This window comes from Streptococcus sp. V940 (assembly GCF_054353495.1).
Genome location: NZ_JBTHHZ010000001.1, coordinates 206,801 through 230,030 on the forward strand (window position 1 = coordinate 206,801; position 23,230 = coordinate 230,030).

The window sequence follows — 23,230 nt, forward strand, 5'->3', positions numbered from 1 at the left end:
TCATTATGTCTCTATCATACCTTTTTTTTGTAAAAATTGCACTAAACAACCGACTGTTTCCTTCTTTAATAAAGGGATTAGGGGAATTCGGATAAATATTTTGCTTTAAACATCATATGCTTATGAAAAAACTTGTTCCGAAAATTCTTAATCAATGTAAATTCTATGATATTGCTTGCTGAAAGTTGAAAATTTAACTTTTGTAAATATGCTTGTAAAAAAAATGAAAAAATCAAGTCATTTCTATTGACAATCAGGCTGAAAGTGTTATACTAAAAAAGTAGTTTCGCTGATTTACTTCAAACCTGTTGTGAGGTAAGTTAACGATGCCTTAACCACGCTGTTTGCTGAGCTTGACTCCGGGCAGTGTGGCTATTTTTTTGCACCAGTGAGAGGAAGCAAGGCATGACAAATCATATTGTATTGTTTGAACCACAAATTCCACAAAATACGGGAAATATTGCACGAACTTGTGCGGCGACGAATGCGCCCCTTCATATTATCAAACCGATGGGCTTTCCGATTGACGATCGTAAAATGAAGCGAGCCGGGCTAGACTATTGGGACAAACTTGAGATCTATTTTTATGATAGTTTAGATGAATTTATGAAAAAAATGGATGGTCAAGTCTACTTGATTTCCAAGTTTGCAGAAAAGGTCTATTCAGATGCTGACTTCACGATAGAAGGAAACCATTATTTTCTTTTTGGACGTGAAGATAAAGGTTTGCCTGAGGAATTTATGAGGGAACATCCTGAAAAAGCTCTCAGAATTCCTATGAATGATGAACATGTCCGTAGTCTCAATGTATCCAATACAGTATGTATGATTGTCTATGAGGCCCTTCGTCAACAAAATTTTGCGGGTCTCGAACTGGTTCATACTTACGAAACGGATAAGTTGAAATAAATACTGAGAAGAGATAAAATGCTTGCGCTTGCAAGCTTTTTTTGTTATCATAAAAGGGTCTTCAGGGCAGGGTGTGATTCCCGACCGGCGGTAAATTTGACTAGCTATTTTAGCTTTCTCTTCGTTGTCTTGTCTCGATATACTTTAAGTATTATCTTCGACTGCGACGTCTAGATAAATCTAAAATATCTTAGCCAAATAAGTCCGCGAGCGCAAGCTGATGTGGTGAGATTCCACAACCGACAGTATAGTCTGGATGGGAGAAGACGAAAGAATAGCTTTGTCTATTCTGCTTCATTATAATAGAAATAAAACCAGTTTCTTTGTAAGCTTAGGTTGTTTTTTGAGATAGTTAAGAGAGTAGATAGAGAGAAACTTTCCAACTTCTTCTGATTTTATAGAAAATTGGAGGAACCTGTTATGACAAACACACGTCGACTTTCGACCATTGCAATTTTATCAGCACTTTCATTTGTGTTGATGTACTTTGACTTTCCGCTTCTACCAGCGGCATCCTTTTTAAGGATTGAGTTCAGTATCTTACCAGTTCTTGTAGGTTTGGTAGTCTTGGATTTACCAGCGGCTTTAGGAGTACTATTCCTTCGGTCTTTGTTGAAAATCCTTTTGAACAATCAAGGAGTTAGTACCTACATTGGTTTGCCGATGAATATCGTAGCCTTAGGAGTCTTTGTTCTTGCTTTTGGTCTGATTTGGAAAAAAGAGCGTACAACCATGCGTTTTGTCCTAGCTTCATTAGCAGGGACGATTGGTCTTACTTTAGCCATGTTAGTTCTAAACTACGTTTATGCTGTACCTTTGTACGCAAAATTTGCTAATTTTGATATTGAGAAAATACTAGGACTAAGTAACTATTTGTTGACAATGGTTTTACCTTTTAATTTGATTGAAGGAGTCATCTTTGCCATCTCATTCTGGTTATTATTTGTCCTCTTGAAACCAACTTTGAAATACTATGAAAGATAAACAAACATATTTAACAAAGGGCTCTTTTGCCCTTTTACTATTTGTAATTCTGGGTTATGTCGTTAAGTTTTATCCAGAACAATTGATACCATTTGATTCGTCTATCCAGACAGCAATCCGTGGAGATTTACCAGCTATATTGACAACTATATTTCGTGGGATTACTCGTCTGATTGACTTACCAATCGTTATTTCTTGGGCAATTCTATTGACTGTTATTTTTTATCTGAAAAAGTGGAAGTCAGAAAGCCTTTTAGTAGCTGGCAATCTTAGTTTGGCTGGAATTTTAATTGTGTCCTTAAAACACCTCTATCAACGTCCGCGACCTGAAATTTTACACTTGGTCGAAGAAGAAGGTTTTTCTTTCCCTAGTGGTCACTCGCTAGCAGTAACCCTCCTAATCGGTTCTCTAATTATCATTGTGGGACAGAGAGTGAAAGATAGGACTGTAAATCTCATTCTCCAGATTTTACTGGGAATCTATCTAGTAAGTGTAATCATTTCCAGAGTCTATCTGGGAGTTCATTACCCATCAGATGTTCTTGCCAGTCTCTGTCTGGGTCTTGGAATTCTATTCATTGAATTTCCATTTTATGACAAACTTCGCTTTCAATGGAGATTTACTGGCAAACAAAAGTAGATATTAACTCTTCTTGAGGAGAAAGAAATGAAAGTCAATATTACAGATCTTCATCCGACTCAACTATACTTATCAGAAAAGAAGTTGCAAGATATTCAGATGAGTTGTCAGTCGGTAGAACTAATCAATGTTGATCCAATTAGTGTTCTTGCATCTGGAGATTGCTTGCTGATTACAGATGGGCATCACAGAGCTTACCAAGCTTTGTTAGCAGGTCAAAATACGATTTCTGCTGAGTGGGATAAAGATGGTGGTGATGAAATCTATCATCTCTATGCGCAAGTTTGCGAGGAAAGAAAGATATACTCTGTTCTAGATTTAAAAAATCATATCTTAGCCCAAGATGAGTATGAAGCAAAATGGTATAACTGGTGTGATGGTTTTAATCAGGCAGCGAAGCAGTTGTTAGGAGTAAAAAAAGATGCCAAAGATTATTCGGATAGATGATTCCCTACGTCTAGTTCCCTATTTTTTAGCAGATCATCGTGATGCAGCTTTATCCTGGTATCAAGATGTGAATTTGGTGGAACTGGTAGATGGCATTAGAATTCCCTATAGTTTGGAAAAATTAAATGCCATGTATTCCTATTTAGAGGAACAAGGGGATTTGTTCTGGATTGAGTTTCGAGAAAAGGGAGAGTGGCTTCCAATTGGTGATGTAGCCTTATCTCAGGAGAATCTTCCTATTGTGATTGGCAATCCAGCTTATCAGCATCAAGGTATTGGACGCAAGGTTTTAAGGGCTTTAATTGATCTAGCCCAGCAAAAGGGGTGGAAACAGTTGAAAATTCAGGAAATCTACACTTTTAATCGGATTTCTAGAAGATGTTTTGAGTCCCTTGGATTTGTGGAAAGTGGAAGTACTGAAAAAGGGAAAAGCCTGCTCTTAAAACTGGATTCCTACTAAACTTTATTATTTCTTATAATCGCTCAAAACAGAGCGGTTTTTAAATTGTAGTCTACAACCCTTTTATGATCGAAATGATAGACAAATTCCGTTATAAAATTTCTCTAAAAATAGAATTTTTCTCTTGCATTTGAGATAGATTAGTGTATAATAGTAGGGTATGTGTAAAACATACTTGTGGGAGGTAAAAATCTCTAAATTACCGCCAAAACCACAAAGGAGGATTTAAAAATGGCTAAAAAAGTCGAAAAACTTGTAAAATTGCAAATCCCTGCTGGTAAAGCTACACCAGCTCCACCGGTTGGACCTGCTCTTGGTCAAGCTGGTATCAACATCATGGGATTCACAAAAGAGTTCAACGCTCGTACAGCTGATCAAGCTGGTATGATCATTCCAGTTGTTATCTCAGTATACGAAGATAAATCATTTACTTTCGTTACTAAAACACCACCAGCTGCTGTTCTTTTGAAAAAAGCTGCAGGTGTTGAAAAAGGATCAGGTACACCTAACAAAACTAAAGTTGCTACAGTTACTCGTGCACAAGTACAAGAAATTGCAGAAACTAAGATGCCAGATTTGAACGCTGCAAACATTGAGTCTGCAATGCGTATGATCGAAGGTACTGCTCGTTCTATGGGATTCACTGTTGTTGACTAATCAATAACTTCCCTATATAACCCGCAAGACTTCATCATTTCGAGAAGTGACGTGGGAGATGAAAATCGATTGAACCACTTACAAGGAGAATAGAAAATGGCTAAAAAAAGCAAACAACTTCGTGCTGCTCTTGAGAAAATCGACAGCACAAAAGCATACAGCGTAGAAGAAGCTGTAGCTCTTGCAAAAGAAACTAACTTTGCAAAATTTGACGCAACTGTAGAAGTTGCATACAACTTGAACATCGACGTGAAAAAAGCTGACCAACAAATCCGTGGAGCAATGGTATTGCCAAACGGTACTGGTAAAACAGCTCGCGTTCTTGTATTTGCACGTGGTGCAAAAGCTGAAGAAGCAAAAGCTGCTGGTGCAGATTTCGTTGGTGAAGACGACCTTGTTGCGAAAATCAACGACGGTTGGTTGGACTTCGACGTAGTTATCGCTACACCTGACATGATGGCTCTTGTTGGACGTCTTGGACGTGTCCTTGGACCACGTAACTTGATGCCAAACCCTAAAACTGGTACTGTAACAATGGATGTTGCTAAAGCAGTTGAAGAGTCTAAAGGTGGTAAGATCACTTACCGTGCTGACCGTGCAGGTATCGTACAAGCAATCATCGGTAAAGTTTCATTTGAAGCTGACAAGTTGGTTGAAAACTTCAAAGCATTCAACGAAACAATCCAAAAAGCTAAACCAGCTACAGCTAAAGGAACTTACGTAACAAGCTTGACAATCACAACTACTCAAGGTGTGGGTATCAAGGTTGACGTTAACTCACTTTAATAAGTAGAAAATATAAAAAAAAGGTTGAAGACAGATCTGTCTCAACCTTTTTATATTTCTCAAAATAATGAAATCGAGTATCAAGATAAGCAAGCAAAAGTATGTGAAAAAACGTCTAGATAGAAAATTCAGAAAATTGTTTCTTTTGTCTTGAAAATTTTTGAAAAAATGGTATTATAGAAACAAGTCATTTTATTGAGAAGAGAAAGGGGAACGATGGAGAAAATCATTTTAGATTCACCAAAGTCAGGTTCAGAACTCGTTTTGGAAACACTCCGTGATTTAGGAATCGATACGATCTTCGGTTATCCAGGTGGAGCTGTATTACCTTTATATGATGCTATTTATAATTTTAAAGGTATCCGTCACATTCTAGGTCGACATGAACAAGGTTGTCTTCATGAAGCTGAAGGTTATGCTAAGTCAACAGGAAAACTTGGTGTCGCAGTCGTCACAAGTGGACCAGGAGCTACCAATGCCATTACTGGTATTGCAGATGCTATGAGTGACAGTGTTCCCCTTTTGGTCTTCACAGGTCAGGTAGCAAGAGCGGGAATCGGTAAGGATGCTTTCCAAGAAGCAGATATTGTCGGAATTACCATGCCGATTACCAAGTACAACTATCAGGTTCGTGAGACAGCAGATATTCCACGTGTGATTACAGAGGCTGTACATATTGCGACTACGGGTCGCCCAGGGCCAGTTGTTATTGACTTGCCAAAAGATGTTTCTGCTCTTGAAACGGACTTTGTCTATTCTTCAGAGATAGATTTACCAAGTTATCAACCAACTCTAGAACCTAATGAGATGCAAATCAAGAAGATCTTGAAGCAACTCTCTAAGGCTAAGAAGCCAGTTTTGTTAGCTGGTGGTGGAATTAGCTATGCAGAGGCTGCAGCGGAGTTAAATGAATTTGCAGAGCGTTATCAAATTCCTGTTGTTACCAGTCTTTTGGGACAGGGAACAATTGCAACTAGCCATCCACTGTTTTTGGGGATGGGTGGAATGCATGGTTCCTTTGCGGCTAATATTGCGATGACAGAAGCTGATTTTATGATTTCGATTGGTTGTCGTTTTGATGACCGTTTGACTGGTAATCCTAAGACATTTGCGAAGAATGCCAAAGTAGCGCATATTGATATCGATCCAGCAGAGATTGGTAAGATTATCGCTGTTGATATCCCAGTTGTTGGTGATGCGAAAAAGGCCTTGCAGCAGTTGCTAGCGGAGCCAATCGTTCGTAACAATACTGAAAAATGGATTGAAAAAGTTACAAAAGATAAGAATCGTGTTCGTTCTTATGATAAGAAGGAACGTGTCGTCCAACCACAAGCAGTTATTGAACGAATTGGTGAATTGACTAAGGGTGATGCCATTGTCGTAACTGACGTCGGACAACACCAAATGTGGACGGCTCAATACTATCCATACCAAAACGAGCGTCAACTCGTAACTTCAGGTGGACTAGGAACCATGGGATTTGGAGTTCCTGCAGCCATTGGAGCAAAAATTGCTAATCCAGATAAGGAGGTCGTGCTCTTTGTCGGTGATGGTGGTTTCCAGATGACCAATCAGGAATTGGCAATCTTGAACATTTACAAGATTCCAATCAAGGTCATCATGCTTAATAACCATTCACTTGGGATGGTTCGTCAATGGCAAGAAGCTTTCTATGATGGTCGAACATCTGAGTCAGTCTTTGATAGCCTTCCTGACTTCCAATTGATGGCTCAAGCCTATGGAATTAAGAATTATAAATTTGATAATCCTGAAACCTTAGAAAAGGATTTGGAAGTCATCTTGGAAGATGTACCAATGTTTATCGAGGTAGATATTTCTCGTAAAGAGCATGTTTTACCGATGGTACCAGCTGGTAAGAGTAATCATGAGATGTTGGGGGTGAAGTTTAATGCGTAGAATGTTAACAGCCAAACTTCAAAACCGGTCAGGAGTTCTCAATCGTTTTACTGGTGTTTTGTCTAGACGCCAAGTCAATATTGAGAGTATCTCGGTAGGGGCGACAGAAAATCCTAATGTGTCACGGATTACCATTATCATTGATGTTGCATCTCACGATGAAGTGGAGCAAATCATCAAACAGCTCAACCGTCAGGTCGACGTTATCCGTGTCCGTGATATCACAGATAAACCACACTTGGAGCGCGAAGTGATCTTGATCAAGGTCTCAGCGCCTGCAGAGAAGCGAGCAGAAATTTTAGCTATTATCCAGCCTTTCCGTGCAACTGTTGTTGATGTGGCTCCGAGCTCCATTACTGTTCAGATGACTGGGAATGCTGAAAAGAGTGAAGCTTTGATTCGGGTTATTCGACCATACGGTATCAAGAATATCGCTCGTACGGGTGCAACTGGATTTACCCGCGATTAATACTCTTCGAAAATCTCTTCAAATCACGTCAGCTTTGCCTTGCCGTACCCAAGTACAGCCTGCGCCTAGCTTCCTAATTTGCTCTTTGATTTTCATTGAGTAAAAAATAACTTAAATTTGTTAAACCAGCCTAAAAGGCAATAAATAATAGAAAAGAGAGAAAAACTATGGCAGTTCAAATGGAATACGAAAAAGATGTAAAAGTAGCAGCACTTGATGGTAAAAAAATCGCTGTTATCGGTTATGGTTCACAAGGTCATGCTCACGCTCAAAACTTGCGTGATTCAGGTCACGATGTGATCATCGGTGTTCGTCCAGGTAAATCTTTTGATAAGGCAAAAGAAGATGGTTTTGATACTTATACAGTAGCAGAAGCAACTAAATTGGCTGATGTCATCATGATTTTGGCACCAGACGAAATCCAACAAGAATTGTACGAAGCAGAAATTGCTCCAAACTTGGAAGCTGGGAATGCAGTTGGATTTGCGCATGGTTTTAACATCCACTTCGAATTCATCAAAGTTCCTGCAGATGTAGATGTCTTCATGTGTGCTCCTAAAGGACCAGGACACTTGGTACGTCGTACTTACGAAGAAGGCTTTGGTGTTCCAGCACTTTACGCTGTCTACCAAGATGCAACAGGAAATGCTAAAAACATCGCTATGGACTGGTGTAAAGGGGTTGGTGCAGCACGCGTTGGTCTTTTGGAAACAACTTACAAAGAAGAAACTGAAGAAGATTTGTTTGGTGAACAAGCAGTTCTTTGTGGTGGTTTGACTGCCCTTATCGAAGCTGGTTTTGAAGTCTTGACTGAAGCTGGATATGCTCCAGAATTGGCTTACTTTGAAGTGCTTCACGAAATGAAACTCATCGTTGACTTGATCTACGAGGGTGGATTCAAGAAAATGCGTCAATCAATTTCTAACACAGCTGAATACGGTGACTACGTTTCAGGCCCACGTGTCATCACTGAACAAGTGAAAGAAAACATGAAAGCCGTTCTTGCGGACATCCAAAATGGTACATTTGCTAACGACTTTGTCAACGACTACAAAGCTGGACGTCCAAAATTGACTGCTTACCGTGAACAAGCAGCTAACCTTGAAATTGAAAAGGTTGGTGCAGAGTTGCGTAAAGCAATGCCATTTGTTGGTAAAAACGACGATGACGCATTCAAAATCTACAACTAATTTTTGAGAATAAAAATAGAAGGCGAGTTGGGGGGTACCTAACCCGCTTTTTATCTTGAAAAAGAATCAAGGAGAAGATTATGCTTAGTGCAAAAGATGTGGTGAAGGCCCACAAGGTTTTGAGTGGTGTCGTAGCCAATACACCACTTGACTACGATCATTATTTATCCGAAAAATACGGAGCTAAAATTTATCTCAAAAAAGAAAATGCTCAACGAGTCCGCTCTTTTAAAATTCGTGGAGCTTATTATGCCATCTCACAATTGACTAAGGAAGAACGTGAACGTGGTGTAGTGTGCGCATCAGCGGGAAATCACGCTCAAGGTGTTGCCTATACTTGTAACGAGATGAAGATTCCTGCAACAATCTTTATGCCAATTACAACGCCTCAACAGAAAATTGGTCAGGTTCGTTTCTTTGGTGGAGATTTTGTAACTATCAAATTGGTAGGAGATACCTTTGATGCCTCGGCCAAGGCAGCTCAAGACTATACAGTTGCTGAAAATCGTACCTTTATTGATCCTTTTGATGATCCCTATGTTCAAGCTGGTCAAGGAACAGTAGCTTATGAAATTTTAGAAGAAGCGCGAAAAGAATCCATTGATTTTGATACTGTCTTGGTGCCTGTAGGAGGTGGAGGACTCATTGCAGGAGTTTCTACTTATATAAAGGAAACGAATCCGGCTATTGAAGTTCTGGGTGTAGAAGCCAACGGAGCTCGTTCCATGAAGGCGGCATTTGAGGCTGGAGGTCCGGTTAAACTTAAAGAAATTGATAAGTTTGCAGACGGGATTGCTGTGCAGAAGGTTGGACAATTGACCTATGAAGCAACCCGTAAAAATGTTGAAACGCTTATCGGAGTGGATGAAGGTTTAATCTCTGAGACCTTGATAGATCTTTACTCTAAACAGGGGATTGTAGCTGAGCCTGCAGGTGCTGCTAGTGTGGCGGCCTTGGAAGTGCTGTCAGACTATATAAAAGGAAAGACTATTTGTTGTATCATCTCTGGAGGAAATAACGATATCAACCGTATGCCAGAGATGGAAGAGCGTGCCTTGATTTATGATGGCATCAAGCATTACTTTGTGGTAAACTTCCCACAACGTCCAGGTGCACTTCGCGAATTTGTAAATGATATTTTAGGACCGAATGACGACATCACTCGTTTTGAGTATATTAAACGTGCTAGCAAGGGAACAGGACCAGTCTTAATCGGGATTGCTCTTGCTAACAAGCATGATTATGCGGGCTTGATTCACCGAATGGAGAAATTTGATCCGTCTTATATTAACTTGAATGGGAATGAAACTCTATATAATATGCTTGTTTAATATCCTATAAAATTTTTATCATATCATTTGCCTAACCTATATACGAGTGCTATAATGTAAGTGAAGAAAGGGGGAGATTCCCATGGTTTTACAAGTTTTACTTGTTCTAGTGATTCTAATGCTTATTGTAGGAGCTGTGTTAGTGAGCTCTGTTTATGTCGTTCGTCAACAGTCTGTTGCAATTATCGAACGATTTGGTAAGTATCAAAAGTTAAGTAATAGTGGTATTCATCTACGGGCACCATTTGGCATTGACAAAATTGCAGCTCGTGTGCAGCTACGCCTTTTACAAAGTGAGATCGTGGTTGAAACCAAAACCCAAGATAACGTTTTTGTGACTATGAATGTCGCAACTCAGTATCGTGTAAATGAGTTAAACGTTACAGACGCTTACTATAAATTGATGAGACCTGAAGCTCAAATCAAATCTTATATTGAAGATGCATTGCGCTCATCTGTTCCTAAGTTAACTTTGGATGAATTGTTTGAGAAAAAAGATGAAATTGCATTAGAAGTTCAAAAACAAGTAGCGGAAGAAATGTCAACGTATGGGTATATTATCGTTAAGACGCTCATTACCAAAGTTGAGCCGGATGCAGAAGTCAAACAATCAATGAACGAAATTAATGCTGCCCAACGTAAGAGAGTGGCAGCTCAAGAATTGGCTGAAGCAGATAAAATTAAGATTGTTACAGCGGCTGAAGCTGAGGCAGAAAAAGATCGCCTCCATGGTGTGGGGATCGCAGAGCAGCGGAAAGCAATTGTTGATGGACTTGCTGATTCTATTAAAGAGTTAAAAGGAGCCAATGTCGAATTAACTGAAGAACAAATTATGTCAATCCTATTAACCAATCAGTATTTGGATACATTGAATAATTTTGCAGATAAACAAGGAAATAATACAATATTCTTGCCAGCAAATCCTAATGGAGTTGAAGATATTCGAACCCATATATTATCAGCTTTGAAAGCTAAATAATCATAATCTTAACGCAATAACTTTATTAATATATGTGTTTCAATTGACAAATACTATAAAAACATATAGAATGAAGTTGCGTAAAGAAAAAAATAGGAGAATAACATGGCTAAGTCTAACTTTGAAAAAGTAGAAGCAGTTGTTAGCTGGGTTCGTGATAAGAAAATCACAGGGTATCGTATTTCTAAGGAAACGAATGCGCGTGAGATGTCTATCATTGCTTTGGCTCAAGGACGTGCAAAAGTTAAAAACATTTCCTTTGAAACAGCCCTCGGCTTAATTGATTTCTACAATAAAAATCATGAAAAATTTGAAGATTAGTCTTTGGATATAGGCAGGTTCGAAAAGAATCTGCCTTTTAATTTTTTGGAATATAAAAAAAGACTGCAATGGCAGTCTTTTTCTTATCGAAGATAGCGTTGTAAAAATTCTCTTGTACGTTCTTCTTTGGGATTAGTAAATAGGTCTTCTGGTTTGCCTTCTTCTGCAATGACACCCTTATCCATAAAGATGACACGGTGTGATACATCGCGAGCAAATTCCATTTCGTGGGTTACGACAATCATGGTCAAGCCTTCTTGAGCTAAATCTTGCATGATTTTGAGAACTTCACCGACCATTTCAGGGTCAAGGGCTGAAGTTGGCTCATCAAAGAGAATGGCATCAGGGTTCATAGAAAGTGCGCGAGCAATGGCGACACGTTGCTTTTGACCACCTGAAAGTTGCTTAGGTTTAGCTTGCCAGTAGCGCTCTCCCATTCCTACTTTTTCAAGGTTTTCTTTAGCAATTTTCTCTGCTTCTGATCGTTCACGTTTGAGAACAGTTGTCTGTGCAACAATCGTATTTTCAAGAACATTGAGATTTTCAAAGAGGTTAAAGGACTGGAAGACCATACCTAGTTTTTCACGATAGTGAGTGAGGTTATACCCTTTTTTAAGTACGTTTTCACCGTGATAAAGGATTTCACCTTCAGTTGGTGTTTCGAGAAGGTTGATAGAACGTAGGAAGGTTGATTTACCACTACCGGAACTACCGATGATAGAAATAACTTCTCCTTTGTGAATAGTGAGAGAGATGTCTTTTAGGACCTCGTTTTGCCCGTAGGATTTTTTGAGGTGTTTGATTTCAAGGATTGGTTGACTCATTATTTCAAATCCTCCGTTTGCATTTGGTTAGCACCTGTCGTGTAGGTATCCATATCCATACGTTTTTCGATGAAGCGTAGGATACGTGTTACTGTAAAGGTGAGGACAAAGTAGATAACTGCTATGATGGTAAAGGTTTGGAAGTACTGGTAAGTCTGTGTTGCTACTGTATTTCCTGAGAAGTAAAGTTCTACAACAGAGATAACATTCAATACAGAAGTATCCTTGATGTTGATGACGAACTCATTACCAGTAGCAGGTAGGATATTTCGAACTACCTGAGGTAAAACAATCTTACGCATGGTTTGATTATGAGTCATACCAAGTGCAGTAGCTGCTTCAAATTGTCCTTTGTCAACAGCTAGGATACCACCACGAACGATTTCGGTCATGTAGGCACCGGTATTGATAGAAACGATAAAGATAGCAGCCAGAGTACGGTCTAGGTTGATTCCGAAAGCCTGGGCAGTTCCATAGTAGATAACCATAGATTGTACAATCATAGGAGTTCCACGGAAAATTTCAATATAGATATTGAGAATCCAACCAACTATATTTTGAATAACGTAGATAAATTGATTTTCAGATTGAGGCGCAGTACGGAAAACACCGATAGCAAGACCAATAACGAGACCAACGATGGTACCGATAATTGAAATTAAAAGTGTGATTCCAGCACCACGTAAGAGTTGTTGCCAGTTTTCAGTTAGAATTTTAGCAACTTGGCTAAAGAAATTACTGCTGTTTTCTTCGGTAGTTGTAGCTTCTACAGGTTGCTCTTTAATCATACGATCCATTAGGGCAACTTGTTCATCTTTAGAGATGGTTTCGATGCTAGCATTGATTTGGCTGATACGTTCGTCATCCTTACGAAGACCGATAGCGATAGAGGTATCTTCTTCCCCAGTTTTAAAACCAGGTTCAGGCTGAATCATTTTGAACTTTGCATTTGCTGACTCAGCAGTTAGAGCTTCTGGTCGTTCAGAAACATAGGCGTCAATGACACCAGCTTCAAGAGCTTGACGCATTTGTGCGAAATCACCCATGGCAGTTTCTTTTTTAGCGCCTGGAATTTGAGAAATCAAGTCGTAAAGGTAAACCCCTTGTTGAGAAGTGATTTTTGCATCTTTAAAATCATCTAGTGTTTTGGCGTTTGCATAGGCAGAATCTTTTTTGACTAAAAGTACTGGTTCACTGGTGTAGTAACTGCTTGAGAAGGCAATTTCTTGCTTACGTTCAGCGGTTGGACTCATACCTGCGATAATCATATCAATCTTTCCAGAAGTCAGGGCTGGAACAAGTCCTTCCCATTTTGTTTTTACAATGAGTGGTTCTTTACCCAGATCTTTAGCGATTTTTTTTGCAATTTGAACATCGTAACCGTTAGCATATTGGTTTGTTCCATCAATCTTGACAGCGCCATTACTGTCGTCATCTTGAGTCCAGTTAAATGGTGCGTAAGCTGCCTCCATTCCGATGCGTAAATATTCATCGGCTTGGACCTGGCTAACTAGTCCTAGAGTAAGGGCTAAGCTAGCAAGGATAGATAAGCATAATTTTTTCATGTTTTCTCCTATTTCTAGTCTAAAAATGGCTCCCTCTATTGTATCTAAAAATGGTAAGATTTTCAATACAAGTAAACCTTAACTTCTAAAAAATGATATAATAGTGAAAAAACATGAAAGGGAATGTAAAATGAAAAAGAGATGGGTTCTTGCTCTGGTATTTACCTGTTTGCTATTTGTGCCTCGTCTAGTTTTTGCAGTAGACTTCGATATTCTATCCTATAAAGGTGATTTGAATATTCATGCAGATAATACAGCGGTTTTCAAAGAAACAATCACCTACCACTTTAAAGATGATTTTAATGGTCAATTGATTGGACTCGGAAAAGCAGGGAAAATGCCGAAGGGATTTGAAATTGATGACGAACCAACTGTCTTAGTATCTAAAAATGGCCAGATTGTTCAAGACGTCCTTTCATATACTAAGGAAGAAGAGGATGGCTACAAGGTTACCATTTTTAATCCGGGAAACGCAGGAGATACTGTTCGTGTGACTGTTACTTGGCAACTTAAAAACCTTCTTTTCTTATATCAGGATATTGCTGAGCTGAATTGGCAACCATTGACAGATAGTTCAGGGGATATCAAAGATCTGGAATTTCGTGTAACTTCAGATAGTCCGGCAGAGAAACTCTTTTTCCATACTGGTGAACTCCTAAATGAGGGAAGTGTCGAAAAAGTCAATGATATCTACTGGGTGAAGATGAAGGATCTTCCTAAAAAACGTCAAGTTGAACTACACGCCTATTGGCCAAGAGAGGCTTTCTCAAGTGCTCCAAGTCAAGGGTTGAATGAAGATGATTTAAGTAACTTCAAAAGAGTTGAGATAGAAATAAAAGCCGATAAAGTGCACGCCAAGGTCATGATAAAATGGATTTTTCCAATCTTCTTTATCGCTCTCTTACTAGTAACGTTCTACTATTATAGAGAATTTCGTCAGCATACGACTCTTAAAAAGGTATATCCAAAGAATCATCGTCTCTACGAACCCCCAATGGACCTACCTCCAATGGTTTTGGCAGAAGCAATCTATTCAACATCTTTAGAGGAAGTTAGCCCTCTAAACAAGCAGAAGTTTGGTAAGTTCAGTTTTGAACAACTAATCCAGGCAACCTTGTTAGATTTAGTCGATCGCGGGAATTTATCCATTTTTCAAGGTGAAGAAGAGCCGTGGATCAAAATTAACAGTGAAAAGGGTTTGTCCAATTTTGAGAAGGAATGCCTGCGGATGACTCTTTCTACAAATAAAGAACTGGCTCTTTCAGATCTTTTCCCTGAGTATCAAGTTTCTTCAGTTTTGTTCCATGGAGCTAAGGAAGCTGATGAGAAGCATATTCGAGAATTTGGCTTTCACCTCAAACGTTCCTTCGAGAGACGACTTGAACGTATGCAAAGTTGTGTTCGAGACAAGGTGAACATTTTACGAATTCCAAGTTATTATCGACCTTTAACGGAAAAAGAAAATAATCTTGTGAAAAAAATGAAAGTCTGTTCGGCTGTAACAGGTGTTGTCGGACTTATCATTTTTTACTATAGCTTTCGAACACATGGCTATTTCTCGCTTTCTTTACTTTCCTTAGGTTTAATTGGTTTACTAGCGAGTGGTTTGATTCATTTAGTAACTCGAGGACCTTCTCGTGATGGAGCCTTAAATGAAGAAGGGGCAGAAGTTTTTTATCTCTGGACAAGTTTTGAAAATATGCTTCGGGATATTGCTCATCTTGATAAGGCTGAACTAGAGAGTATTGTTGTTTGGAATCGTCTTTTGGTCTATGCGACTCTCTATGGATACGCTAAGAAGGTAAATAAAATCATGAAACTTCACAATATTCAACTTGAAAATGCTGCTATGAATCTTTATGTATCTTGTGGGTGGGATAAACAATTTCACACATCTGCTACTCAAATCAATCTATACACCTCGGTCGCAAATACAGCAAGTACCTTCTCTGTATCATCTGGAAGTGGTGGCTCTGGTGGAGGATTCTCAGGCGGTGGCGGTGGTGGAAGTGTTGGTGCTTTCTAAAGAAAACTCAACACAGCCTTTAAAAGTATGATATAATGAAAGATAGAAAAAGGAGTTATCTATGTATTTTTTTGAAATTTTAAAATCAATCTTTTTTGGTATTGTTGAAGGAATTACGGAATGGTTGCCGATTTCAAGTACTGGCCACTTAATCCTAGCGGAAGAGTTTATCCAGTATAAAGATCAAAATGAAGCCTTCATGTCTATGTTTAATGTAGTCATTCAACTGGGTGCCATCTTAGCCGTTATGGTTATCTACTTTAACAAGCTTAATCCCTTCAAGCCAGGTAAGGATAAGGTACAAGTCCGTAAAACTTGGCAGTTATGGTCCAAAGTTTTTGTTGCGACTTTACCTCTTCTTCTAGTCTTTAAATTTGATGACTGGTTTGACACTCACTTTCACAATATGGTATCAGTAGCCATTATGTTGATTGTTTATGGGGTTGCCTTTATCTATCTTGAAAAACGCAACAAAGCGCAAGCAATTGAGCCAACAGTTACTGAGTTAGATAAATTACCTTATAAAACAGCCCTCTATATTGGACTTTTCCAGGTCTTGGCCCTTTTGCCAGGCACTAGTCGTTCAGGTGCCACTATCGTAGGTGGTTTGTTGAACGGTACTAGTCGTTCGGTGGTGACAGAGTTTACCTTCTATCTAGGAATTCCAGTTATGTTTGGAGCCAGCGCTTTGAAGATTTTTAAATTTATCAAAGCAGGAGAAGTGTTGAGCTTTGGTCAATTCTTCTTGCTCTTGGTAGCCATGGTAGTGGCTTTTGCAGTCAGCATGGTTTCCATTCGTTTCTTAACTAGCTATGTCAAAAAACACGACTTTACAGTGTTTGGTAAATACCGTATTGTCCTTGGTAGTGTGTTGCTACTTTATAGCTTTGTTCGATTATTTGTATAAGAAAAGAAAAACCTTGAAGGAAGATTCCTTCAAGGTTTTTAAAATCCTGTCATAGTGACTCCTAATAAACGGACTCCCTTGTCTTTATCACTCAGTGTTTCGTAGAGTTGGATAATACTTTGAGCAATTTCTTCAGAGTCTTGTGTTTGTTGATTCAGTGTTTTTCGTTTTGTCAAAGTAGAAAAGTCAGCATAGCGGATTTTCAAAATGACGACCTTACCACTTTTCTCATATTTTTGAAGACTAAGAGCAACTTTTTCCGAAAGGAGAGTTAGCTCTTTTTTAATATCTTCATCTAGACTTAGAATCTTACTGTAAGTTTTTTCTTTACCAATAGACTTACGGATACGATTTGATTTGACGGGAGAGTTATCTATACCTCGAGCCTTACGATATAGATCAAAGCCGAGTCTTCCGAAACGATCAATGAGAGTGATTTCAGAAATCTCTAAAAGGTCAGTACCCGTATATACACCCATTTGATGGAGTTTTTCAACTGTTTTCTTGCCCACACCGTGGAACTTAGCGATATCCATTTGTTTGAGAAAATCTTCAGCTTCATCAGGGAGAATGACTGTCAAACCACGAGGCTTTTGATAGTCACTTGCCATTTTAGCTAAAAATTTATTGTATGATACACCAGCAGAAGCTGTTAATTGTAATTCATTCCAGATATCCTGTTGAATTAAACGAGCAATTTTAACAGCAGATTTGATACCAAGCTTGTTTTCAGTTACATCTAGATAAGCTTCGTCGATACTCATGGGTTCAATTTTATCCGTATATCGTTTAAAAATAGCTCGAATCTGTTGGCCAACACTAGTATATTTTTCATAGTTCCCAGAAATAAAAATAGCTTGAGGACAGCGTTCATAAGCCTCTTTGGAACTCATGGCTGAGTGAATGCCGAATGCTCTGGCTTCATAACTACAGGTTGAAACAACACCCCGACCACCTGTTTTCCTAGGGTCGCTACCAATAATAACAGGTTTCCCTTTAAGTTTAGGATTGTCACGAATTTCTACAGCAGCAAAAAAGGCATCCATGTCAATATGGATGATTTTACGAGATAAATCATTCATCAGTGGAAATATGAGCATGGACTGTCCTTTCTTTGATAGATTTTCTAGCTTTATTATACCTTTTTTCTGAAAAAATAGGAAATAGCTAATTATTTTTCAAAACTATACTACAGTTTACGGGAAAATAACAACTGTATTATAAAAGAAAGTGTTGAAAAATAGTGATTTCACTTGTTGAAATCGTTTACTGTGTGTTATACTGAATACATGAATGTAACAGATGACTGTTACTAGAAAGATAAAAGAGGACATTAACATGGTTGTTAAGACAGTTGTTGAAGCACAGGACATTTTTGACAAAGCCTGGGAAGGCTTTAAAGGTGTTGACTGGAAAGAAAAAGCAAGTGTAACACGCTTTGTACAAGCTAACTACACACCTTATGATGGAGATGAAAGCTTCCTTGCAGGACCAACAGAGCGTTCACTTCACATCAAAAAAATCGTAGAAGAAACTAAAGCACACTACGAAGAAACTCGTTTCCCAATGGATACTCGTCCAACTTCTATTGCTGATATTCCAGCTGGATTTATCGACAAAGAAAACGAATTGATCTTCGGTATCCAAAATGATGAACTCTTCAAATTGAATTTTATGCCAAAAGGTGGTATCCGTATGGCTGAAACAACTTTGAAGGAAAATGGATACGAACCAGATCCAGCTGTTCACGAAATTTTCACTAAATACGTTACAACAGTAAACGATGGTATCTTCCGTGCTTACACTTCAAACATTCGTCGCGCTCGTCACGCTCACACTGTAACTGGTCTTCCAGACTCATACTCACGTGGACGTATCATTGGTGTGTACGCACGTCTTGCTCTTTACGGTGCAGACTACTTGATGCAAGAAAAAGTAAACGATTGGAACTCAATCGAAGAAATCGATGAAGAGACAATCCGTCTTCGTGAAGAAATCAACCTTCAATATCAAGCATTGCAACAAGTTGTTCGTTTAGGTGACCTTTACGGAGTTGATGTTCGTAAACCAGCGATGAACGTTAAAGAAGCTATCCAATGGGTAAACATTGCCTTCATGGCTGTCTGCCGCGTTATCAACGGTGCAGCTACATCTCTAGGTCGTGTGCCAATCGTGTTAGATATCTACGCAGAACGTGACCTTGCTCGTGGTACATTTACTGAATCAGAAATCCAAGAATTTGTTGATGATTTCGTTATGAAACTTCGTACAGTTAAATTTGCTCGTACAAAAGCTTATGACCAATTGTACTCAGGTGACCCAACCTTCATCACAACTTCTATGGCTGGTATGGGTAACGACGGTCGTCACCGTGTTACTAAGATGGACTACCGTTTCTTGAACACTCTTGACAACATCGGTAACTCTCCAGAACCAAACTTGACAGTTCTTTGGACTGATAAATTGCCATACAACTTCCGTCGCTACTGTATGCACATGAGCCACAAACACTCTTCAATCCAATACGAAGGTGTTACAACAATGGCTAAAGATGGATACGGTGAAATGAGCTGTATCTCATGTTGTGTGTCTCCACTTGACCCAGAAAACGAAGAACAACGTCACAACATCCAGTACTTCGGTGCTCGCGTTAACGTTCTTAAAGCTCTTCTTACTGGTTTGAACGGTGGTTACGACGATGTTCATAAAGACTATAAAGTATTTGACATCGAACCAATCCGTGACGAAGTTCTTGAATTCGAATCAGTTAAAGCTAACTTTGAAAAATCTCTTGACTGGTTGACTGACACTTACGTAGATGCTTTGAACATCATCCACTACATGACTGATAAGTACAACTACGAAGCTGTTCAAATGGCCTTCTTGCCAACTAAACAACGTGCTAACATGGGATTCGGTATCTGTGGATTTGCTAACACTGTTGATACATTGTCAGCTATCAAGTATGCTACCGTTAAACCAATCCGTGACGAAAATGGCTACATCTACGATTACGAAACAATCGGTGAATACCCACGTTGGGGTGAAGATGACCCACGTTCAAACGAATTGGCAGAATGGTTGATCGAAGCTTATACAACTCGTCTACGTAGCCACAAACTTTACAAAGACGCAGAAGCTACTGTATCACTTTTGACAATCACATCTAACGTTGCTTACTCTAAACAAACTGGTAACTCACCAGTCCACAAAGGTGTATACCTCAACGAAGATGGTTCTGTGAACTTGTCCAAACTTGAATTCTTCTCACCAGGTGCTAACCCATCTAACAAAGCTAAAGGTGGATGGTTGCAAAACTTGAACTCACTTGCTAGCCTTGACTTTGGTTATGCAGCTGATGGTATCTCATTGACAACTCAAGTTTCACCACGTGCTCTTGGTAAAACTCGTGACGAACAAGTTGATAACTTGGTAACAATCCTTGATGGTTACTTCGAAAACGGTGGACAACACGTTAACTTGAACGTTATGGACTTGAACGATGTTTACGAAAAGATCATGTCAGGTGAAGACGTAATCGTACGTATCTCTGGATACTGTGTAAACACTAAATACCTCACTCCAGAACAAAAAACTGAATTAACACAACGTGTCTTCCACGAAGTTCTTTCAATGGATGATGCATTGAGCTAAGATTTATAAATAGTAAATCAAAAACCAGTCACTCTGACTGGTTTTTTTGTTATAAAAATTTATTAAAAAAAATTAGTCAAATTTGGTCAAAACTCTTGACTAAAACTGACCAAAGTGATATACTAAGAACATAAGGATTATGAAAGTCCTTGGAAAACCTTGATTTTAAGGTGATTGTATATACTATCTTAAGATCAAAGTATGGGTAAAACCTAGAAAAGAGGTACAACCTATGGTTAACATTAGTATTTTTAGAAGTCCAATCGAAAAACCTGTATTGGATAAAGAAAAACCTGAAATTATACGTAGAGTAGCAAATAGCTAGTCTAAATTTTTTTAAATAAAGGTCAGAGAAAGTCAAATTATTTTGACTGAGTAAATTTGAAAACAAACGAGGTATGAAATATGAATAATAACTTTAATAACTTTAACAACATGGATGATTTATTTAACCAATTGATGGGTGGTATGCGTGGATACAGTTCAGAAAACCGTCGTTACTTGATTAACGGCCGTGAAGTAACGCCTGAAGAATTCGCTATTTACCGTCAAACTGGTCAACTTCCAAGCGAAGGAAGTGAACAAGCTCAGTACGTTCAAGGTAAAGGTATGAAACAAGATGGGATTCTTGCAAAACTTGGACGTAACTTAACAGCAGAAGCACGTGAAGGGAAGTTGGACCCAGTGATTGGACGTAATAAAGAAATCCAAGAAACTTCTGAAATTCTTTCTCGTCGCACAAAGAATAATCCAGTACTCGTCGGTGATGCTGGTGTTGGTAAAACTGCAGTAGTAGAAGGATTGGCCCAAGCTATCGTGAACGGTGATGTTCCCGCTGCGATTAAGAATAAGGAAATCATCTCCATCGATATTTCTGGTCTTGAGGCTGGAACTCAATACCGCGGTAGCTTTGAAGAAAATATTCAAAACTTGGTAAACGAAGTCAAAGAAGCTGGAAATATTATCCTTTTCTTCGATGAAATTCATCAAATCCTTGGTGCTGGTAGCACAGGTGATGGTCAAGGTTCTAAAGGACTTGCTGATATCTTGAAACCAGCTCTTTCACGTGGGGAATTGACAGTGATTGGTGCAACAACTCAAGATGAATACCGTAACACAATCTTGAAAAATGCTGCTCTTGCTCGTCGTTTCAATGAAGTAAAGGTTAATGCTCCATCTGCTGAAGATACTTTCAAGATTCTTCAAGGTATTCGAGATCTTTATCAACAACACCACAATGTTATTTTGCCAGATGAAGTTTTGAAAGCGGCTGTTGATTACTCAGTACAATATATTCCACAACGTAGCTTGCCTGATAAGGCTATTGACCTTGTGGATGTGACAGCAGCTCACTTGGCAGCACAACACCCAGTGACAGACGTACATGCAGTTGAGCACGAAATTCAAGCGGAAAAAACTAAACAAGAAGAAGCTGCGGCTAAAGAAGATTACGAAGCAGCTCTAAATGCAAAAGTCCGTATCGAAGAGCTTGAAAAGCAAATTGCTAATCATACAGAAGATCACAAGGTTACAGCTACTGTAAATGATGTAGCTGAGTCTGTCGAACGGATGACTGGAATCCCAGTATCACAAATGGGTGCAACCGATATCGAACGATTGAAAGATATGGGTCATCGTTTGCAAACCAAGGTTATCGGTCAAGACAAGGCTGTTGAGGCAGTAGCAAAAGCGATCCGTCGTAACCGTGCTGGTTTTGATGAAGGTAACCGTCCAATCGGTAGCTTCCTCTTTGTAGGACCTACTGGTGTTGGTAAGACTGAGTTGGCTAAACAATTAGCTCTTGATATGTTCGGTACTAAAGATGCCATCATCCGTTTAGATATGTCAGAATATAGCGACCGTACAGCCGTATCTAAATTGATTGGTACAACTGCAGGTTATGTTGGATACGATGACAACAACAATACCTTGACAGAACGTGTTCGCCGCAATCCATACTCAATCGTACTTTTGGATGAGATTGAAAAGGCTGACCCTCAAGTCATCACCCTTCTTCTTCAAGTCTTGGATGATGGTCGTTTGACAGATGGTCAAGGTAACACTGTCAACTTCAAGAATACGGTGATTATCGCAACTTCAAACGCAAGCTTTGGTTACGAAGCTAACTTGACAGAAGATGCTGATAAACCAGAACTTATGGATCGTTTGAAACCTTACTTCCGTCCAGAATTCCTTAACCGTTTCAATGCTGTCATCGAATTCTCACACTTGAGCAAAGAAGATCTTTCTAAGATTGTAGACCTTATGTTGATTGAAGTTAACAAGACGCTTTCTAAGAAAGATATTGACTTGGCAGTGAGCGAAGCTGCTAAAGAATACATGGCTGAAGAAGGCTACGATGAGGTCATGGGTGTTCGTCCACTCCGTCGTGTGGTTGAACAACAAATTCGTGACAAAGTCACAGACTTCCACTTGGATAACCTTGATGCTAAACACCTAGAAGCTGACATGGAAGATGGTGTTTTGGTCATTCGTGAAAAAGCCTAAATCAAGATTTAGAAAATAAAAAAAGGAACCAGTTCAAAAGCTGGTTTCTTTTTTTATTATTAGATGACATGACGTTCAAAGGCATCGTCTGAGATTCCTTGTTGGAGAATCAATTTTGCCCATTCCTTAGCAGAAAAGAGGCTGTGATCCTTGTAGTTTCCGCAAGATTCAATAGTTGTTCCTGGGACATCTTCCCAAGTTGTTGTTTCAGCGATTTCCTTCAATGAATCCTTGATGACAGCTGCGATTTCAGCGCTAGAATGACGTCCCCACATAATCATATGGAATCCTGTGCGACAACCAAATGGTGAACAATCGATCATACCGTCGATGCGAGTACGGATTAGCTTAGCCAAGAGGTGCTCAATAGTATGAAGTCCAGCAGTAGGGATAGAGTCCTCATTTGGTTGAACCAAGCGGATATCAAAGTTAGAAATGATATCTCCTTTCGGTCCAGTCTCTTCTCCAATCAATCGGATATAAGGTGCTTTTACAATCGTATGATCTAGTTCAAAACTTTCAACAATAACTTCTTTTGACATGGTATTTCCTTTCAACTTTCTTCTTTCATTATATCATAAAGCTAAGCTATGATACCTTTAGAAACTAATAAAAGCCCCATTCAATTATGAATGGGGGAAACTAATTACAGACTG

21 protein-coding genes and 1 riboswitch are annotated in these 23,230 nt (G+C 39.1%); of the genes, 17 read left to right on the forward strand and 4 right to left on the reverse strand.

Annotated features, from left to right (window positions below; translation table 11 throughout):
* Positions 1-405: 405 nt before the first annotated feature.
* The 13 genes from ACXYSM_RS01205 to ACXYSM_RS01265 all read left to right on the forward strand — a co-directional run bounded on the left by ACXYSM_RS01205 (position 406) and on the right by ACXYSM_RS01265 (position 11,090).
* Positions 406-909, forward strand: a complete 504-nt coding sequence (locus ACXYSM_RS01205) for a tRNA (cytidine(34)-2'-O)-methyltransferase (RefSeq protein WP_458634051.1) — start codon at positions 406-408, stop codon at positions 907-909.
* Between the two features lie 53 nt (positions 910-962).
* A riboswitch (FMN riboswitch) is annotated at positions 963-1,181 on the forward strand.
* Between the two features lie 148 nt (positions 1,182-1,329).
* On the forward strand, positions 1,330-1,893 hold the full coding sequence (locus tag ACXYSM_RS01210; protein ID WP_458634052.1) for an ECF transporter S component: 564 nt from the start codon (positions 1,330-1,332) through the stop codon (positions 1,891-1,893).
* Entirely contained in the window at positions 1,883-2,533 is a 651-nt protein-coding gene (locus tag ACXYSM_RS01215) for a phosphatase PAP2 family protein (protein WP_458634053.1), read from the forward strand. Before ACXYSM_RS01210 ends, ACXYSM_RS01215 begins: the two co-directional genes overlap by 11 nt.
* A 27-nt stretch (positions 2,534-2,560) precedes the next feature.
* Positions 2,561-2,980: a chromosome partitioning protein ParB gene (locus tag ACXYSM_RS01220; RefSeq protein ID WP_458634054.1), complete on the forward strand. Its 420-nt coding sequence runs from the start codon at positions 2,561-2,563 to the stop codon at positions 2,978-2,980.
* Complete coding sequence (locus ACXYSM_RS01225; RefSeq protein ID WP_458634055.1) at positions 2,955-3,440, forward strand: GNAT family N-acetyltransferase; 486 nt, start codon at positions 2,955-2,957, stop codon at positions 3,438-3,440. The genes ACXYSM_RS01220 and ACXYSM_RS01225 overlap by 26 nt, the downstream gene beginning before the upstream one ends.
* A gap of 231 nt (positions 3,441-3,671) precedes the next feature.
* The gene (gene rplK, locus ACXYSM_RS01230; protein WP_001085808.1) at positions 3,672-4,097 is read left to right on the forward strand and encodes a 50S ribosomal protein L11; all 426 of its coding nucleotides are present in this window, start codon (positions 3,672-3,674) and stop codon (positions 4,095-4,097) included.
* A gap of 96 nt (positions 4,098-4,193) precedes the next feature.
* Entirely contained in the window at positions 4,194-4,883 is a 690-nt protein-coding gene (gene rplA, locus ACXYSM_RS01235) for a 50S ribosomal protein L1 (protein ID WP_001085672.1), read from the forward strand.
* 216 nt (positions 4,884-5,099) lie between these two features.
* The gene (locus tag ACXYSM_RS01240; protein WP_006152123.1) at positions 5,100-6,800 is read left to right on the forward strand and encodes an acetolactate synthase large subunit; all 1,701 of its coding nucleotides are present in this window, start codon (positions 5,100-5,102) and stop codon (positions 6,798-6,800) included.
* Positions 6,793-7,269 carry an acetolactate synthase small subunit gene (ilvN, locus tag ACXYSM_RS01245; RefSeq protein WP_004251957.1) on the forward strand — a complete coding sequence of 159 codons (477 nt, stop codon included), beginning with the start codon at positions 6,793-6,795 and terminating at the stop codon, positions 7,267-7,269. The genes ACXYSM_RS01240 and ilvN overlap by 8 nt, the downstream gene beginning before the upstream one ends.
* A gap of 167 nt (positions 7,270-7,436) precedes the next feature.
* Positions 7,437-8,459 carry a ketol-acid reductoisomerase gene (gene ilvC / locus ACXYSM_RS01250; RefSeq protein WP_006147961.1) on the forward strand — a complete coding sequence of 341 codons (1,023 nt, stop codon included), beginning with the start codon at positions 7,437-7,439 and terminating at the stop codon, positions 8,457-8,459.
* A gap of 80 nt (positions 8,460-8,539) precedes the next feature.
* Complete coding sequence (gene ilvA / locus ACXYSM_RS01255; RefSeq protein ID WP_004251960.1) at positions 8,540-9,790, forward strand: threonine ammonia-lyase IlvA; 1,251 nt, start codon at positions 8,540-8,542, stop codon at positions 9,788-9,790.
* Positions 9,791-9,872: 82 nt separating this feature from the next.
* On the forward strand, positions 9,873-10,769 hold the full coding sequence (locus tag ACXYSM_RS01260; RefSeq protein WP_178895385.1) for an SPFH domain-containing protein: 897 nt from the start codon (positions 9,873-9,875) through the stop codon (positions 10,767-10,769).
* 105 nt (positions 10,770-10,874) lie between these two features.
* On the forward strand, positions 10,875-11,090 hold the full coding sequence (locus ACXYSM_RS01265) for a capsule biosynthesis transcriptional regulator (RefSeq protein WP_004251963.1): 216 nt from the start codon (positions 10,875-10,877) through the stop codon (positions 11,088-11,090).
* An 83-nt stretch (positions 11,091-11,173) separates the two neighbouring features.
* Here ACXYSM_RS01265 and ACXYSM_RS01270 read toward each other — a convergent pair whose 3' ends face one another.
* Positions 11,174-11,914, reverse strand: coding sequence for an amino acid ABC transporter ATP-binding protein (locus tag ACXYSM_RS01270; protein WP_458634056.1), 741 nt, complete (start codon positions 11,912-11,914; stop codon positions 11,174-11,176).
* Positions 11,914-13,479 (reverse strand): ABC transporter substrate-binding protein/permease, encoded by a 1,566-nt coding sequence (locus ACXYSM_RS01275; protein ID WP_458634057.1) that lies wholly within the window; start codon positions 13,477-13,479, stop codon positions 11,914-11,916. The genes ACXYSM_RS01270 and ACXYSM_RS01275 overlap by 1 nt, the downstream gene beginning before the upstream one ends.
* Before the next feature lie 130 nt (positions 13,480-13,609).
* Here ACXYSM_RS01275 and ACXYSM_RS01280 point away from each other — a divergent pair, with 130 nt between their 5' ends.
* Together ACXYSM_RS01280 and ACXYSM_RS01285 are read left to right on the forward strand one after the other, a co-directional pair.
* Positions 13,610-15,505, forward strand: coding sequence for a DUF2207 family protein (locus ACXYSM_RS01280; RefSeq protein ID WP_458634058.1), 1,896 nt, complete (start codon positions 13,610-13,612; stop codon positions 15,503-15,505).
* Positions 15,506-15,566: 61 nt separating this feature from the next.
* Positions 15,567-16,412, forward strand: a complete 846-nt coding sequence (locus ACXYSM_RS01285; protein WP_458634059.1) for an undecaprenyl-diphosphate phosphatase — start codon at positions 15,567-15,569, stop codon at positions 16,410-16,412.
* 38 nt (positions 16,413-16,450) lie between these two features.
* Here ACXYSM_RS01285 and dinB read toward each other — a convergent pair whose 3' ends face one another.
* Positions 16,451-17,512 (reverse strand): DNA polymerase IV, encoded by a 1,062-nt coding sequence (dinB, locus tag ACXYSM_RS01290; protein ID WP_458634060.1) that lies wholly within the window; start codon positions 17,510-17,512, stop codon positions 16,451-16,453.
* Between the two features lie 238 nt (positions 17,513-17,750).
* On the opposite strand from dinB, the gene pflB reads away from it, so the two are divergent.
* Entirely contained in the window at positions 17,751-20,066 is a 2,316-nt protein-coding gene (gene pflB / locus ACXYSM_RS01295; protein WP_458634061.1) for a formate C-acetyltransferase, read from the forward strand.
* 405 nt (positions 20,067-20,471) lie between these two features.
* The gene (locus ACXYSM_RS01300) at positions 20,472-22,574 is read left to right on the forward strand and encodes an AAA family ATPase (protein WP_458634062.1); all 2,103 of its coding nucleotides are present in this window, start codon (positions 20,472-20,474) and stop codon (positions 22,572-22,574) included.
* A gap of 59 nt (positions 22,575-22,633) precedes the next feature.
* On the opposite strand, the gene ACXYSM_RS01305 is transcribed toward ACXYSM_RS01300, so the two are convergent.
* Positions 22,634-23,116, reverse strand: coding sequence for an S-ribosylhomocysteine lyase (locus ACXYSM_RS01305; RefSeq protein ID WP_458634063.1), 483 nt, complete (start codon positions 23,114-23,116; stop codon positions 22,634-22,636).
* Between the last annotated feature and the right edge of the window lie 114 nt (positions 23,117-23,230).